Source organism: Streptomyces mauvecolor, assembly GCF_039532965.1.
Lineage (GTDB): Bacteria > Actinomycetota > Actinomycetes > Streptomycetales > Streptomycetaceae > Streptomyces > Streptomyces violascens.
In genome coordinates, this window is sequence record NZ_BAAASQ010000057.1 from 57677 (window position 1) to 72564 (window position 14888).

At 71.8% G+C, this 14888-nt stretch carries 13 protein-coding genes; 5 read left to right on the forward strand and 8 right to left on the reverse strand.

Annotated elements, in window-relative coordinates:
- Positions 1–51: 51 nt before the first annotated feature.
- Positions 52–1194: an alpha/beta hydrolase-fold protein gene (locus ABD346_RS38130; protein WP_344380907.1), complete on the reverse strand. Its 1143-nt coding sequence runs from the start codon at positions 1192–1194 to the stop codon at positions 52–54.
- A 190-nt stretch (positions 1195–1384) separates the two neighbouring features.
- Here ABD346_RS38130 and ABD346_RS38135 point away from each other — a divergent pair, with 190 nt between their 5' ends.
- From ABD346_RS38135 to ABD346_RS38150, 4 genes are all read left to right on the forward strand, one after another.
- Positions 1385–1597 carry an MbtH family protein gene (locus tag ABD346_RS38135; protein ID WP_344380908.1) on the forward strand — a complete coding sequence of 71 codons (213 nt, stop codon included), beginning with the start codon at positions 1385–1387 and terminating at the stop codon, positions 1595–1597.
- Between the two features lie 87 nt (positions 1598–1684).
- Positions 1685–3265 (forward strand): amidohydrolase, encoded by a 1581-nt coding sequence (locus tag ABD346_RS38140; RefSeq protein ID WP_344380909.1) that lies wholly within the window; start codon positions 1685–1687, stop codon positions 3263–3265.
- Positions 3262–3492 carry a hypothetical protein gene (locus ABD346_RS38145; RefSeq protein ID WP_344380910.1) on the forward strand — a complete coding sequence of 77 codons (231 nt, stop codon included), beginning with the start codon at positions 3262–3264 and terminating at the stop codon, positions 3490–3492. Before ABD346_RS38140 ends, ABD346_RS38145 begins: the two co-directional genes overlap by 4 nt.
- Before the next feature lie 154 nt (positions 3493–3646).
- Positions 3647–4171 carry a GNAT family N-acetyltransferase gene (locus tag ABD346_RS38150; protein WP_381228189.1) on the forward strand — a complete coding sequence of 175 codons (525 nt, stop codon included), beginning with the start codon at positions 3647–3649 and terminating at the stop codon, positions 4169–4171.
- An 80-nt stretch (positions 4172–4251) separates the two neighbouring features.
- Here the strand turns inward: ABD346_RS38150 and ABD346_RS38155 are convergent, their stop codons facing one another.
- From ABD346_RS38155 to ABD346_RS38180, 6 genes are all read right to left on the reverse strand, one after another.
- Positions 4252–5454 (reverse strand): acetylornithine transaminase, encoded by a 1203-nt coding sequence (locus tag ABD346_RS38155; RefSeq protein WP_344380911.1) that lies wholly within the window; start codon positions 5452–5454, stop codon positions 4252–4254.
- A complete protein-coding gene (argB, locus tag ABD346_RS38160) occupies positions 5451–6248 on the reverse strand; it encodes an acetylglutamate kinase (protein WP_381228224.1) in 798 nt (265 codons plus the stop codon). The genes ABD346_RS38155 and argB overlap by 4 nt, the downstream gene beginning before the upstream one ends.
- Before the next feature lie 128 nt (positions 6249–6376).
- On the reverse strand, positions 6377–7528 hold the full coding sequence (argJ, locus tag ABD346_RS38165) for a bifunctional glutamate N-acetyltransferase/amino-acid acetyltransferase ArgJ (RefSeq protein ID WP_344380912.1): 1152 nt from the start codon (positions 7526–7528) through the stop codon (positions 6377–6379).
- Complete coding sequence (gene argC, locus ABD346_RS38170) at positions 7525–8565, reverse strand: N-acetyl-gamma-glutamyl-phosphate reductase (protein ID WP_344380913.1); 1041 nt, start codon at positions 8563–8565, stop codon at positions 7525–7527. Before argC ends, argJ begins: the two co-directional genes overlap by 4 nt.
- A gap of 167 nt (positions 8566–8732) precedes the next feature.
- A complete protein-coding gene (locus ABD346_RS38175; protein ID WP_344380914.1) occupies positions 8733–9923 on the reverse strand; it encodes a macrolide family glycosyltransferase in 1191 nt (396 codons plus the stop codon).
- Positions 9924–10116: 193 nt separating this feature from the next.
- On the reverse strand, positions 10117–12663 hold the full coding sequence (locus tag ABD346_RS38180) for a collagenase (protein ID WP_344380915.1): 2547 nt from the start codon (positions 12661–12663) through the stop codon (positions 10117–10119).
- Positions 12664–13177: 514 nt separating this feature from the next.
- Between ABD346_RS38180 and ABD346_RS38185 the strand changes: the two genes are divergently transcribed.
- Positions 13178–13945: an SCO4651 family lipoprotein gene (locus ABD346_RS38185; protein WP_344380916.1), complete on the forward strand. Its 768-nt coding sequence runs from the start codon at positions 13178–13180 to the stop codon at positions 13943–13945.
- Between the two features lie 250 nt (positions 13946–14195).
- Here the strand turns inward: ABD346_RS38185 and ABD346_RS38190 are convergent, their stop codons facing one another.
- A complete protein-coding gene (locus ABD346_RS38190) occupies positions 14196–14705 on the reverse strand; it encodes an NUDIX hydrolase (RefSeq protein ID WP_344380917.1) in 510 nt (169 codons plus the stop codon).
- Positions 14706–14888: the final 183 nt, after the last annotated feature.

The window sequence follows — 14888 nt, forward strand, 5'->3', positions numbered from 1 at the left end:
CAACGGCCCGGGGCCCGGCGTGATCGCCGGGCCCCGGGCCGTTGGTGTGTGTCAGGCCAGTGCCCAGGCGACGTCCCGGAGCAGGGCCTGGCGCCAGCCCGCCCGGTCGTGGTCGGAGGCCGACCGCGACGTCCGGACGGTCGCGCCGGCCTTCTCGGTGAGGGCCTCGACCAGTTCGCAGTGGGGACGCATGCGTGTCTCGTGCTCGCCCAGGTCGAAGGCGATCCGCAGTCCGGGCACGCCGGGGTGCTCGCGCAGGCGCGCGGCGACGGCGCCGCCGACCGGACCGCCCAGGGGGTCCGGCGACGCGGCCGCATCCGGCGTCCACCAGAACGACCCCGACTGACAGGCGACTCGGGACACCACGTCCGGGAACTCCAGCGCCGCGTACACCGCGCTCAGGCCGCCCAGGCTCTGCCCGGCGACCACCAGGCGGTCCAGGTCCGCGGGCACCCCGCTGTCCGCCACGAGCGGAAGCAGCTCGTCGCGTATCGCCTCCCACAGCTCCGGCCGGCACCCGAATTCGGCCGGCCGGTCCTTGGCCGGCACGAAGACCAGCGTGACCGGCGGCATGTCACCGGCGGCGCGGGCGGCGTCGAACGCGGTCACGGCCGGGTGCAGATGGAGCCAGTCGTCCCCGTCGAGCAGCAGCACCACCGGTCCGCCGCCGCCCACCGGATGGATCCGTACGGTGCGCCGTCCGCCGAGGCGCTCACTGGCCCAGCGGACTCGGGTGCGGGGGAGCGGCAGCACATCGGCCGCCGCGAGGTCCGGCCAGTGCGGCTGGGGCGGAGCGTCCGGAGTGGCGGTGACGGACCGCTCACCGCCGGCCCCGACCGGGTTGTACGGATCGGCGTACGACCCGTCAGCCGTGCGGAACCGATAGGTCACCCGGAGCCGCGCGGGCATGCGCACCTCGGCGTACCAGCAGTCCGTGTCGCGCCACCGCACCAGCGGCACCGGATCCGACCAGCTTTCGAACTCGACGACCGCCGGGGCACCGCGCCACAGGAACAGGGCGGCCCAACCGCCGTCGCCCGACGGCACGTACACGGGAGTCGCCACCCGGAACCCGTCGGTGCCGGGCGCGCCGGACAGGCCGAACGGGACGAACGGACTCTCCGGGCCGGCCGGGGAACCGGAAGCGGCTCCGGTCGTGCCCAGGTGCTCCGGGGACGGTCCGGGTCCAGGCATCGGTGCCTCCTTGTGAGGAAGAGGGGGAAACGTTAAGCTCTTCGATTAGGTGAGCCTAACCTAAGCCTGGCTCGCCTCGCGGTCGACCTCATCCAGATCAACCACCCCCACGGACGCGGCCCTTGCCGCCCGCAGGCGCGCCTGCGCGCCGGGCCTGCCGGTCCCCTCGGGCTCCAGGAGGAACCCACACATGAGCACCAACCCGTTCGACGACGCCGACGGCCGTTTCCTGGTCCTTGTGAACGACGAAGGCCAGCACTCGCTCTGGCCGTCGTTCGTGGAGGTGCCCGGGGGCTGGACGGTCGCGTTCGAGGAGTCGACCCGCGACGCGTGCCTGGAGTACATCGAGTCCCACTGGACCGACCTGCGCCCCCGCTCCCTCGTGGCGGCCGTCGACGCCTGACCGGGAAGGCCCGGCGCCGCCGCGCTCGTACGCCCGCGCCGCCGGTCCCGGCACCGGCCGAGACCCCTTGTGAGGGACTGACTTCCCATGCTGTGCTCAAGGTTGACGAACGCGAACATCGTCACCATGGACCCGGACCGGCCGGCCGCCCGGGACCTGGGGATCTGGCGGGGCCGGATCGTGGGCCTGGACGAGGCGGTGGCCTCGCTCCCCGCCCGCGAGGTCATCGACCTGCAGGGCGCCACTGTGCTGCCCGGGTTCATCGACAGCCATGTCCACCTGGCCTGGGCCGGGCTGAAGCAGAGCACCCCGAGCGTCGCCCCCTGCGAGCGCGTGGCGGAGGTACTCGCGGCCGTCGCGGAGGCGGCCTCGCGCACCGGCGCTCCCGGTGACTGGGTCGACGTGATGGGCTATGACCAGCGCGCCCTCGGCCGCCACCTGACCGCCGCCGAACTCGACGCGGTCAGCCACGGGCGCAAGGTGTTCCTGATGCACGACTCGGGCCACGGCTGTGTCGTCAGCAGCGCGGTCCTGGACCTGCTCCCCGCCGAAGTCCCGCACCAGGACGGCTTCCTGGCCGAGAGTGCCATGAGCGCGGCGCGGCGCCTGAGGCTGCCCTACGCCCAGGCCGACATCGCCGACGCCGTCGAACGGGCGGCCCGGACCTGTCTCGCCGAAGGCGTGACCGCCGTCGCGGAGGCGGGCATCGGGGGCGGGCTGCTCGGCCACAGCCCGGTGGAGCTCGGCGCCTACCAACTCCTGCGGGACCAGGGGAGACTGCCCCTGCGGGTCCAGCTCATGGCGGCCGGCGACACGCTGCGCCCGCGCGACGCGCACCGGGCCGACGGCTTTACCCGCGCCCTGGACCTGGGCATGCGCACCGGGTTCGGCGACGACTGGCTGTCGCTGGGCGCGCTCAAGATCTACACCGACGGCGGCATGATGGCCCGCACCGCCGCACTCACGGCCCCGTACGCGGGCATGGACCACACCGGTCAATTGCACGACGACCCCGAGGCGCTGACGCAGCTCATCGTGGACGGCCATCTCGCCGGCTGGCAGCTCGCCGTCCACGCCATCGGCGACCGGGCCGCGGACCTCGCGCTCGACGCGCTGGAGCGGGCGCAGCACCTGCTGCCCCGGCCGGACGCGCGCCACCGGATCGAGCACGCCGGGCTGATCCGCCCCGACCAGCTGCCGCGCTTCGCGTCCCTCGGTGTCGGCGCGGTCGTCCAGCCGACGTTCCTGTACTCCTTCGGGGACGACTACGCGGACGTGATGGGCCCGGAACGGGCGCGCTGGATGTACCGCGGACGGGGGTTCCTGGACCACGGCGTGACCCTCGTGGGCAGCTCGGACCGGCCCGTGACGGACGGTGCGCCGCTGCGTGCCGTCCAGTTCATGGTGGAGCGTGCCTCCGCCTCCGGCCGCCGGATCGGACCGCGGGAGGCGGTCGCGGTCGAGGAGGCGCTCCACGCCTGCACGGTCGCGGGCGCCTACGCATGCCGCTGGGACGACTCGGCCGGCAGCCTCACCCCGGGCAGGCGCGCCGACCTGGCCGTCCTGGGAGACGATCCGCGGCGCGTCGTTCCCTCGCGCATCGGCGGTATCGAGGTCGTGGCCACATTCGTCGACGGACAAGAAGCAACGAAAGCAGGAAAGCTGTGAACAGCCGCATGGACACCCTGGAACGACTCTCCCCGCTGTGGGAGGGTCCCGCCTTCCAGGGGCGCTGGGTGATCTGGCACGTGGGTACGGGCGAATCCCTGGTCTTCGACCGGGAGTTGAACATCCCCTGCGACGTGGACGACCTCGTCCTCGGGGAAGTGATACGCCGGATGCGCGAGGCGGGCGCCCCGGAGACCGACGCCTACCCGGGCCGCCCCTGCGGCTGACGGCCCGGACAACGCGGCCGACTTGGCCGATTCATTTAGGTAAGGCTAGCCTTACTTTGACCGTTCCGTTGGGGCTGTCCGGCGCTCTGTCCTCACCGGGCTTTCGTCCGGCGGCCCCGCGCCCGCGAACGGTGCGACCCGAGGAAGGAACGCCTTGACCACGGCCACGCTGCCCCCCGCCGCCCTCGCCGCCTCACCCTCTCGAACCCCCACTGTCCGGCGGCGAGCCGACGCGGAATTCCAGATCCGCCGGGCGGACGAGCGGGACGCTCTCGCGCTGGCCGCCCTCTCCCGGCCGTTCGTCCACGCGGGCGCGCTCCGCGAACGCCCGCTCTCCCTCTACGCTGCGCGAGCCTGCGACTTCCTCGTCGCCCAGGCTCCCGACGGCACCCTCGAAGGCGGTCTCGGGCTGAGCGAACACGCCGCGGACGGCGTTCTGTACAACTTCTGTGTGGCCGCGCACCGGCAGGGCTCGGGGATGGGGAGCCGCCTCCTGCAGGCGGCGTTCGCCCGGGCCCGCAGCCGCGCCCTGACCACGCTGTTCACCGCGACGACCGGGAGCGGCCGGCTCTTCCTCGGCCACGGCTTCGTCCCGTCCCACCCGGACCTGGCCCCGGCCGCCTGGGCCCGGACCCTGGACCCCGCCCGCAACGCACGCGTCCTGGCCCGCGCGCTGTAGACGCACTCGGTGGATACCGAAAGGGCGGGCCCGGTGTCGGGCCCGCCCTTTGTGTCAACGGGCATGCTTCATAAGGGAGTTCAGGACACTCCGCCCGCGCCGTACGAGGCGTCGAGGATCGGGGGCAGTGCCGCCACGAGGGCATCCGCGCGCTCCTCGGGCAGCGTGAGCGCCGGTGCCAGCCGTACGACTCCGGGTCCGGCGGCGTTCACGAGGAAACCGGCGTCCTGCGCCACCTCCTTGACCCGCGCGGCGACCGGCTGCGTCAGCACCACGCCCAGGAGCAGCCCCGTGCCCCGCACTTCGCGGACCAGAGGGTGCGCCAGCCCCCGGATGCCGGTGCGAAGCCGCACGCCCACCCGTGTGACGTGGGGGAGCAGCCCCTCCTTCTCGATGGTCTCCAGGACGGCGAGCCCGGCCGCGCACGCGACCGGACTACCGCCGAAGGTGGACCCGTGCTGACCCGGCGTCAGCAGATCGGCTGCCTCGCCGAAGGCGACCGTGGCGCCGATCGGCAGACCGCCGCCCAGGCCCTTGGCGAGGGTGATCACGTCCGGCTCCACGCCCGGCTCGGCCTGGTGCGCGAACCAGCGGCCGGTGCGCCCGATCCCGGTCTGCACCTCGTCGAGCACGAGCAGGCTGCCCCTGGCCCGGGTGATCTCGCGGGCGGCCCGCAGGTATCCCCCGGGGGCCGGGACGACCCCCGCTTCGCCCTGGACCGGTTCGAGGACGACTGCCGCCGTGAGCTCCGTGACGGCAGCGCGGAGTGCTTCCGCGTCGCCGTACGGAACGTGGGTGACCTCCGGGGGCAGCGGGGCGAAGGGGGCCCGCTTGGACGGTTGGCCGGTGAGCGCGAGCGCCCCCATGGTGCGTCCGTGGAAGCCGCCTTCGGCGGCCACGAGGTGGGGGCGCCCGGTCCGTCGGGCGATCTTGAAGGCGGCCTCGACGGCCTCGGCGCCCGAGTTGGCGAAGAACACCCGGCCCGGCCTGCCCGTCAGGTCGAGCAGCCGCTCGGCCAGTGCGACGGGCGGCTCCGAGACGAACAGGTTCGACACGTGCCCGAGCCGGGCGGCCTGGTCCCGCACGGCCGACAGCAGGGCCGGGTGGGCGTGCCCCAGGGCGTTGACCGCGATCCCGCCGGTGAAGTCCGTGTACGCGCGCCCCTGTTCGTCCCACACCGTGCTGCCCTCACCCCGGACGAGGGCGAGCTCAGGCGTGCCGTAGCTGTCCATCATCACCGCACGCCAGCGGTCGGTCAGCGGGGTGGCGCTCTCGGTGGTCACGCGCCGTCCTCCTTGCCGCCGGGTGCCTCGTCCGGCACCACGGTGGTGCCGGGTCCGTCCTCGGTGAACAGGCCGCGCAGCAGAGCGTGTGGCGTGCGGCCGTCGATGACCTGCGCACGGCCGACACCGGCCCGGACCGCCCGCAGGCAGCCCTCCATCTTGGGGAGCATGCCGCTCGCCAGCCGGGGCAGCAGCGCGTGCAGTTCGGCCGCGTTCAGCCGGGCGATGACGTCGTTGCTCCGCGGCCAGTCCGCGTAAAGCCCCTCGACGTCGGTCATCACCATCAGCCGGTCCGCGCCGAGCGCGACGGCAAGGGCCGAGGCCGCGAGATCGGCGTTGACGTTGTAGACCTGACCGTCCTCGCCGCGTGCGACGGGCGAGATCACGGGAATGTGGCCGCGCTCCAGGAGCGCGCCGATCGCCGAGGCATCCACCGCCACGACGTCGCCGACCAGCCCGATGTCCACGGGCCGTCCGTCCACCGAGGCGGTGCGCCGCACGGCGGTCATCGTGTGCGCGTCCTCGCCCGACAGGCCCACGGCGAACGGGCCGTGCACATTGATGGCGCCGACCAGCTCCCGCTGGACGCGGCCGGTGAGCACCATGCGCACCACGTCCATCGTCTCCGGCGTGGTCACCCGCAGCCCGGCCTCGAAGCGCACCTCCAGGCCGAGCCGGTCGAGCATCGCGCTGATCTGCGGGCCGCCCCCGTGCACCACGACGGGCCGCAGCCCAGCGTGCCACAGCTCCACCACGTCCTGGGCGAATGTCCGGTGCAGCGACGGGTCGACCATGGCGTTGCCGCCGAACTTGACGACGACCGTGCGGCCCTGGAGTTCTTCCAGCCACGGCAGGTCCTGTGCGTCCGGCAGCGGCGCCGGTATCGCGGCGGGTGTCTTCGGCTCCGCCGTGCCTGCCCCGCTCACGAGCTGTACGCGCTGTTCTCGTGGACGTACTCGGCCGTCAGGTCGTTGGTCCAGACGACGGCCGAACACTCGCCGGAGCGCAGGTCCACGGTGACATTGATCCGCCGGTCCGAAAGATCCACCTTGTCGCGGGACTCGCCCTCGGCGCCGTCCCGGCACACCCGGACTCCGTTGATCGCCACGTCCAGACGGTCGGGGTCGAACACGGCCGATGTGGTGCCGACGGCGGACAGCACCCGCCCCCAGTTGGGGTCTTCGCCGTGCAGCGCGCACTTGAGGAGGTTGTTGCGGGCCACCGAGCGGCCCACCTCGACGGCGTCCGCCTCCGAGGCCGCGCCGACGACCGCCACCTCGATCTCCTTGGACGCGCCCTCGGCGTCCGCGATCAACTGCCGGGCCAGGTCCTGGCACACGGCGTGCACGCCCGCGCTGAACTCCGCGGCCCCGGGCGTCACACCGGAGGCTCCCGACGCGAGCAGCAGCACGGTGTCGTTGGTGGACATGCAGCCGTCCGAGTCCACCCGGTCGAAGGTGGTGCGCACCGCCTCGCGCAGCGCGGAGTCGAGCACGTCGGCGCTGACGTCGGCGTCCGTGGTCAGCACGACGAGCATGGTGGCAAGGCCCGGGGCGAGCATGCCCGCCCCCTTCGCCATGCCGCCCACCGTCCAGCCGTCGCGCGCGGCGACCGCCGTCTTGTGCACCGAGTCCGTCGTCTTGATGGCGACGGCCGCGTCCTCACCGCCCTCGGCCGAAAGGACGTCCGCGACCGCGGTGATGCCGGCCGTCACCTGCTCCATGGGCAGCCGGACGCCTATCAGGCCCGTGGAGCACACCGCGACCTCGTCGAGGGTGGTGTCCACGGCCCACGCCGTCCGTTCGGCCATCAGCCGGGTGTCGTCGGCGCCGCCGGGCCCCGTGCAGGCGTTCGCGCCACCGGAGTTGAGCACCACGGCGGTGAGGCGCCCGTCGGCGAGCACACGGCGGGACCAGCGTACGGGCGCGGCCTGTACGCGGTTCGAGGTGAAGACACCGGCGGCGGCGCGCGACGGCCCCCGGTTCACGACCAGAGCGAGGTCCGGGTCACCGGACTCCTTGATGCCGGCGCGTATGGCGCCGGCGAGGAATCCAAGGGCGGCGGTCACACTCACGGAGCCACTCCATTCGTGGGCAGGCCCAGCCGTTCCGGCAGGCCGAGGGCGATGTTCATGCTCTGCACCGCGCCACCCGCGGTGCCCTTCGTCAGGTTGTCGATGGCGCTCACGCAGATCAGCCTGCGGGCTTGTGGGTCCACGGCGATCTGTACCTGGACGGTGTTCGAGCCGAGCACCGCGGCGGTGGACGGCCACTGGCCGGGCGGCAACAGCCGTACGAACGGCTCGTCGGCGTAGGCGGCCCCGAACACGGCACGCGCCTCGTCGTCCCGCCCGGTCGCCGCGATCCCCGGGCGCAGCCGGGCCGAACAGGTGGCGAGGATGCCCCGGGGCATGGGCGCCAGGGTCGGAGTGAAGGACACCGTCACGTGCTCGCCGGCCGCGAGCGACAGGTTCTGGACGAGCTCCGGGGTGTGCCGGTGCCCGCCGCCGACCCCGTACGGGCTCATGGAGCCCATCACTTCCGAGCCGAGGAGGTGCGGTGCGGGCGACCGCCCGGCGCCGGAGGTTCCGCTGGCGGCGACGACGACGGCCTCGGGCTCGACGAGGCCGGCGACGTACGCGGGGAACAGCGCCAGGGTGACCGCGGTGGGGTAGCAGCCGGGCACCGCGATCCGCGTCGCGCCCTTCAACTCCTCGCGGCCGCCCGGCAGTTCGGGCAGACCATAGGGCCAGGAGCCGGCGTGGGGGGAACCGTAGAACCGCTCCCAGGCGGCTGGATCACGCAGTCTGAAGTCGGCGCCGCAGTCCACTATGAGCGTGCCGGTCTCCAACTCGGTGGCCAGCGCGGCCGATTGGCCGTGGGGCAGGGCCAGGAACACGACGTCGTGGCCGCGCAAGGAGTCCGCCGAGGTGTCGAGCAGGAGCCGGTCGGCGAGCTGTGGCAGCTGCGGCTGCACGGACCCGAGCGGGCGGCCCGCGCTGGTGTGCGCGGTCACCGCGCCGACCTCCACGCCGGGGTGTGAAGCCAGCAGGCGGAGCAGTTCCCCGCCCGCGTAGCCGCTGGCGCCGGCCACCGCGACCCGTACGGTCATGTTCTTCCGTTCCCTGGTGCCACGGGTGAGCGCGTCCCCGTGGCCGACCCGTTGATGATTAGCTTAGCCTAACCTAAGTTAATCGGGGTCTGCTTGCGAGGCCACAGGGCGGGGCTCGGGTGCAGGGTGGACCGCATGGCGAACGGCCGCTGCCGGCCCCCGCGTTGTCAGCCCACCCGCTCCTCTGTCAGCTGCTTCTCGATCAGGTCCGCGGCCCGGCGGGTGCCGCCCTCGGCGCGTACCTCGGCCCACAGCCAGGACGATCGCGCGGCGATCCGTGGATCGCCGATGAGCTCCATCAGAGCCGTGCGGAGCGCCGCCGCCGTGAGGTCCGCGGTGTTGACCTGGCGGGCAACGCCCAGCTCGACCAGCCGGTCGGCGAAGCGGCACTGCTCGGCGCCGTCCGGCACCGCGATCACCGGCACACCGGCGTACAGGCACTCGCTGCTGGTGGCCATGCCGGTGTACGTCACGCACGCGTCCGCGTGCTCCAGGATCGTCAACGGGCTGGTCCACGGCCGTACTTCGAAGTTGGGCGGGATCCGTTCCGTCAGCTCGGACGGGTCGCTGTCGCCGCCGGTCTGGAGCACCACATGCCAGCCCGGCAGATCCGCGAAGGCCGCCACGCACTGCTGGTAGATCTCCTGCGGTCGGGGGTGGGCGGAGCCGACCAGCGACACGAGCAGTACCTTCTGCGCGCCGGCCGGCCGCACCCAGCCGTCCTCCTCGCCGGTGCCGAAGCAGGGGCCGACGAACGTCACCGCTTCGGTGTCGACCCGGTCCGCGTGGGGCTGCAGGGCGCGCGGGATCATGGCCAGCACGCGCTCGGGGTGGCCGGTGAACTCCTCCACGTTCGTGGTCTGGGCGCCGCACCGCTCCAGCCAGGCGGCGAACCGCGCACGGTACGCGGGGCCGCCGGGCAGCTCGGCGAAGGCCGCGCCGATCTCCTCCCGGGCACCCTCCCAGGCCACATGCGTCGGTGACAGCTGGATGGCGGCGCGGCCCTGCGCCTCGGCCAGCGCGCGGCCCGCGTACGCGCCGATGTCGTAGAGGTACAGCTCGGCCGGGTCGTCGTCGTACGCCGCGTGCAGCTGCGGCAGGACGGCCGTCGCCTCGTCGAGGAAGAGGGAGGCGGCGGCGATCGGGTCCTGCGGCCAGTCCTGGTGGGCGAGCGGCAGTGTCGAGGTCAGGGGGATCAGCTCGGCGCCGGTCTGGGCGATCAGCTCGGCGGTGGGGCCGGCGTTGGCGTACGTCACGCGATGGCCGCGGGCCACCAGCTCACGGATGATCTCCAGGCTGGGCAGCACGTGGCTGACCAAAGGCGTGCCGATCATGGCGATATGGGCAGGACGGGGCATGTCAGGACTTCCTTGAATATGAGGGCTACAACAGAGCAACGTCAAGGAGCCCGACTGGGCAACGGGCAGAGCGCAAAAGGCAACGCATCGCGCCCTGCCCGGCACTCTTGTGCGGACAGGGCGCGGCGTGGTGCCGACCCGGTTCTCCGGGGCGGCACCGAACGCGGTCGATGGGCGGGATCGGCAGGCGGAATCAGTAGGTGGTCGTGACCGTCACGCCGCTGAACGCCGTCTGCGCGTACAGGCTGATGTAGCGGTATCCGGCCGTCCTGTTGGTGACGGTGATGCTTTCGGTGTTGCCGGAGTTCACCGAGCGGGCGGTGTAGGCCGTGGGGCTCGCCCAGGTGCTGGGGTTGTAGTAGAGGTTGGCGTTGCCGGTGCCGCCCGTGGTCGTGATGTGCAGGGTGACGGTTCCGGCGGGGAGGTAGAGGTACAGGTAGGCGAGGTCGCCCTTGTTGGCCGCGAGCCCGGTGCGGGAGCAGTTGCGGTCCATGACCCGGGTGTCGGGGTTCGTGCAGGTGGGCAGGGCGCCGGTCACCGTGACGGACTTGCCGGCGGTGTTGGTCAGGCCCTTCGCGTCGGTGACCTTCAGGGTGATCGTGTACGTGCCGGGGGCCTTGTAGGTCTTCGACGGGTTGGCGGCCGTGGAGGTCGTACCGTCGCCGAAGTCCCAGACGCGGGCGGTGATGGTGCTGCCGGTGTCGGTCGACTTGTCGGTCAGGTTCACCGTCAGGCCCGAGACGGCGGCGTCGAAGGCCGCGGCCGGGCCGCCGCTCGTGACACCGCAGGCGCCGGCGGCGCAGGCGTCGAGCCAGGTGTTGAAGTCGGCGTCGTAACGCGTGCCGATGCCGGTGTTGTACACCGCGTACGCACCGGTGTAGTCGCCGGAGCGGAACTTGGCCAGCATGTTCTGGACGTCCGCCGGGTGCTTCTCGACCATGTAGCGGGTGGCGAGGTAGCCCCACGGATAGGTGCGGGTCAGGTCGGAGTTGGAGTACGCGCTCTGCCACAGCGTGCTCAGCGGGTAGGTGTGCTGGGCGGCGTCGGCGATCGCCTCGGTGTCGGGCAGGCCGCGGTAGCTGTACGAGACGTACTCGGCGAAGCCCTCGATCCACCAGATGTCCGGCACGGCCTGCCCGGCGTTGAAGTCACCGGCCATGTCGTAGCGGCCGTCGAGGTAGTGCGTGTACTCGTGGTTCAGGTTCCAGATGTCCCCGGGGAAGCCGTCGCCCACGCTCTTCACGTAGGAGAGGAAACGGGCCTGGTTGGCCGGGTCGGAGGGGTTGCCCTCCAGGTACTCGCCGCCGTTGTTTGTGCTGTTGCCGAAGATCCAGCCGGAGTACGTCTGGTAGTCCTTCGGGCTGGCGAACGTCACGATCTGGATGTTGGTGTTGTGGTCGTCGGCCACCGGGCCGTTGTCCTTGACGATGCTGTGGAAGTACGCGTCCTGGCCCTGCAGGCTCTTGCACGCGTCGGCGAGGGCCGCGCCGGTCAGGGACTGGGCGCGGAAGGTGTGGTCGGCGTCGCAGTTGTACGTGATCGGCAGCGCGGCGCTGGTGAGCTGGCCGGTGAAGTCACAGGTGCCGTAGTACGAGCACTGCACCTTGTCGTAGGCGTCGGTCATCGCGGCGACCCCGACCCACAGCGGCGCGGTCGAGCCGGTGATGGCGGACGAGCCGAGCAGGCCCTTGACCAGCGGGCGCACCTTGGCCTGCAGCGCGGGCGTGTCGAGGAAGCGGGCCATCTCCGTACCCGCGTTGGAATCCAGGTAGAACCAGACGTCGTTGAGCTTGGAGAGGTGGTTCAGGGTGAACGTGCTCAGCGTGTCGATGATGCTCGGGTCGGCGGTCACCGCCGAGATGTACGCGGGGTTCCAGTGGCCGCGGAAGAGCGGGGTGAACACGTCGTTGACGGCGGCTTCCATGCTCCAGTACGCGTCGTAGGAGCTGTTGTAGGCGTTGAGCACCTTCTTGTACGTACTCAGGTAGCGGGCCTGCTCGTTGGCGCTGTCGGTGAGGATCAGGACCTCGCCCATGATGTCGCCGTTGGCCGCGCTGACGTCCATGAAGTGCGAGGACGCGGTGAAGGTGTCCAGGGCGGCCTCACTGGCGGCGGCCAGGGTCGGGCCGTAGGGGCCCACGTCGGAGGCGTTGTTGGACTGCACGTAGTAACCGGCGCGCAGGAACAGCACGAGCTGCCACACATTGGTGGAGTTGTCACCGGGGTAGGTGCGCGCGGTGTTCTGCAGGGCGCCCGCGATGGTGACCATCTGCGCCTCGCGGAACGCGTTGTAGGCGTTGGTCCCGGTGAGGCCGAACAGGGTGTTGACGCAGTTGGTGGTCGACGCCTGGACGAACGCGACCAGGTCGGATCCGGTCCGGCTGCCGAAGTCGCCCGGCGTGCAGGAGGCCGCGGCCGCACCCTTGGCCGCGTCGCTCCCGGCCTTCTGCTTCTGCGGGGCCGGCGAGGTCAACGGCTTGTTCGGGGGAAGGTGGGTGGCGTCGATCGGGCTGCGGCGGGCGTCGGAGCGGTCGGACACGTCGGCCGTCGAGCCGACGGGCGGCGGTACGGCCCGGCTGCTCCTGCCGTTGTCGGCGGACGGTGCGGCTGCCTCGGGGTGAGCGTTCGCGGCGACGGCGCGGCCCGGTTGGGCGAGCATGGCGATGCCGAGACAGAGTGCGAGGGCAAGTATCAGGAAACCGGTGAGACTTCGTCTCTGGCGTTCCGGTCGGGTGTTCACGTGCCGCCTCCCAGCGGTGTGGCCGCGCTCCGGCGCGCGGCGGGTGGGGGTACCGCGGGCCTGGCCCGCCCGGCCGCCCCTGACCTCGGGACACGGCGAAGCGGACCCGGGTGACCCACGGGTCGAGCCGAACAGTTGGCATGAACGCGGCTTGGTTCTGCGGTCTGTAAAATTGCATATGTCACATGGCTTGTGAAGGGAGTGCGGGTAAACCGGAGGCAATTCCTGGGTGGGAGCGGCGACTTGAAGGGCCATCACCGGGGGTTGGCGCGGGCTGTACCGGACAGCTCGGCGCGCGCCTCGGCGGCGCTCCCGCGCAGCTTTGCGGCCGGCTCGGCGGAGTCCCCCGGCGACGGCTGGTCCCCGGCGTCGGCCGGAAGAAAAGGCCCGGTAAAGTTTCATCTCGGACGACTTGCCGGATTCCGGCGAGTCGTCCGTCATGTTCGAGGCAGGCAGGACGCATCAGGCGACGCGGGCCCGATCAAGTGATGGACCCACGACCTGGAGAATCTTGATGCGACGTCCCCTCGTGCTGGCCGCGACAGCCGTGCTGCTGTGTGCCGCCTGCACCCGAGTCAACGCCCCCGAGGCGCAGAACGCCGTGCAGAAGGCGGTGGCCGCCACCCGGCAGATCAGCGCCCAAGTCGGCACCACACTCGACCTCTCGGACGGCGGCAGCACGAAGGCGCAGATCGTCACGAACGGAAGCTTCGACATGGCGGCCGACCGGGGCCGCCTCGATGTCCGCCCCGTCCCGGGCACCAACCGCGGCGACATCCTCTTCGCCGACGGCAAGATCTACATGCGCAACGTCGCGCCCGAAGAGGTCGACGAGACCTGGCTGTGGACCGACCGCGACACCGCCGAGTCGCACTACGTGTTCCGGGCGCCGTACAACGACCCGGAGCACACGCTGATCCAGGTGTCGCAGATGCACGAGGTGCACGCCAAGGGCGAGGACACCGTCGACGGAGTCCGGGCCACCCGGTACACCGGTGTCCTCGACTACGAGACGGTGGTCCTGCGCATGGCCGCGGACGTGCGGGGAACGCTCGACGCCGCGCGCGACGCGTACGGCCGGGACCTTCCGTTCGGCGCGGAGGCATGGGTCGACGGCCAAGGACGCCTGATACAGGCCCGTCTCACCTTCAAGGACGCGAAGACGACGTACGCCTCGTTGACCATGTCCCTCACCGAGCTGGGCAAGCCGGTCACGGTGACACCACCGTCGGCAGACGAGACCAGACCCGCCGCGAACAACCGCAACATCCTGGCGGGCTGACCCGGGCACTGGAAGTCGCCGCGCGTGAGGGGCCGGCAGCGCTCTGCGGGATCCCGTCGCCCCGGCTCCCAGGACCCGGGTGGGCTGTCAGTGGTCGGGCCGGGTGGCTGGCAGATGCTGCGGGTCGAAGACGGTGTGCTCGACGATGTGGACCGCGCCTTGGCCGGGCTCGTCGAGTGGATGGGCGGAGGTAGCCTCGTTTCCCGAGGCCGGCGGCAGCGCGCGTCGGCCCCAACTGGCCGGTCCTGGCTCAGAGTTGAGCCCCGTCCGGCCGTTCTCGCAGTGCCTCGGCTATCAGGTCGTGGATCAGGTATTCGCTGGGGGCCCGGTTCTCCTTGAGGCGGTGCAGGGTGTCGCGGCCGAACCAGTCGTAGGCCGTGTGTTTGGACCATTCCAGGGCTGGATTGTCCAAGTCGCCCTCGACCTCGACGAGGTAGTCGGCCTCGTGCCGGGTTCCGCCGCCGTCGTCGCCGGTCCAGGTGGTCACCCCGAGCAGGCGCCGCACGCTGCGCAGCCGCCAGCCGGTCTCCTCTTCGACCTCGCGGGCGAGCGTGTCCAGCAGCGATTCGCCGGGTTCGACGTGCCCGCCGACGATGTCCCAGCAGTCGGGGAAGAGCCGCCGGTCGGGGCCGCGTTTCTGCGCGAAGGCCTTGCCGTCCTCATGGAGGACGACTGCCCCAACCGTCCATACCTCGCCGTCGGCAGGGACCGGGATCTCGACGTCGGCCGCCACGGCCACACGCTGCTGGTCGTCTGGCATGCGTTCACTGTAGGGCCGTGGACATGCGCCGGACCGTGGCCGGCCGGGCGGGGAGGGCGCGGGCCCCGGGCCTGGGGCCGGCCGATCCCTCCCACCCGTACATGTCCCTTGAAGTGCGCCGGACTAGTAGGACTCCGTTAGGTCTCGGGGGATCTTGCGGCTTTCCGCTGGTGGGAGCGGGGT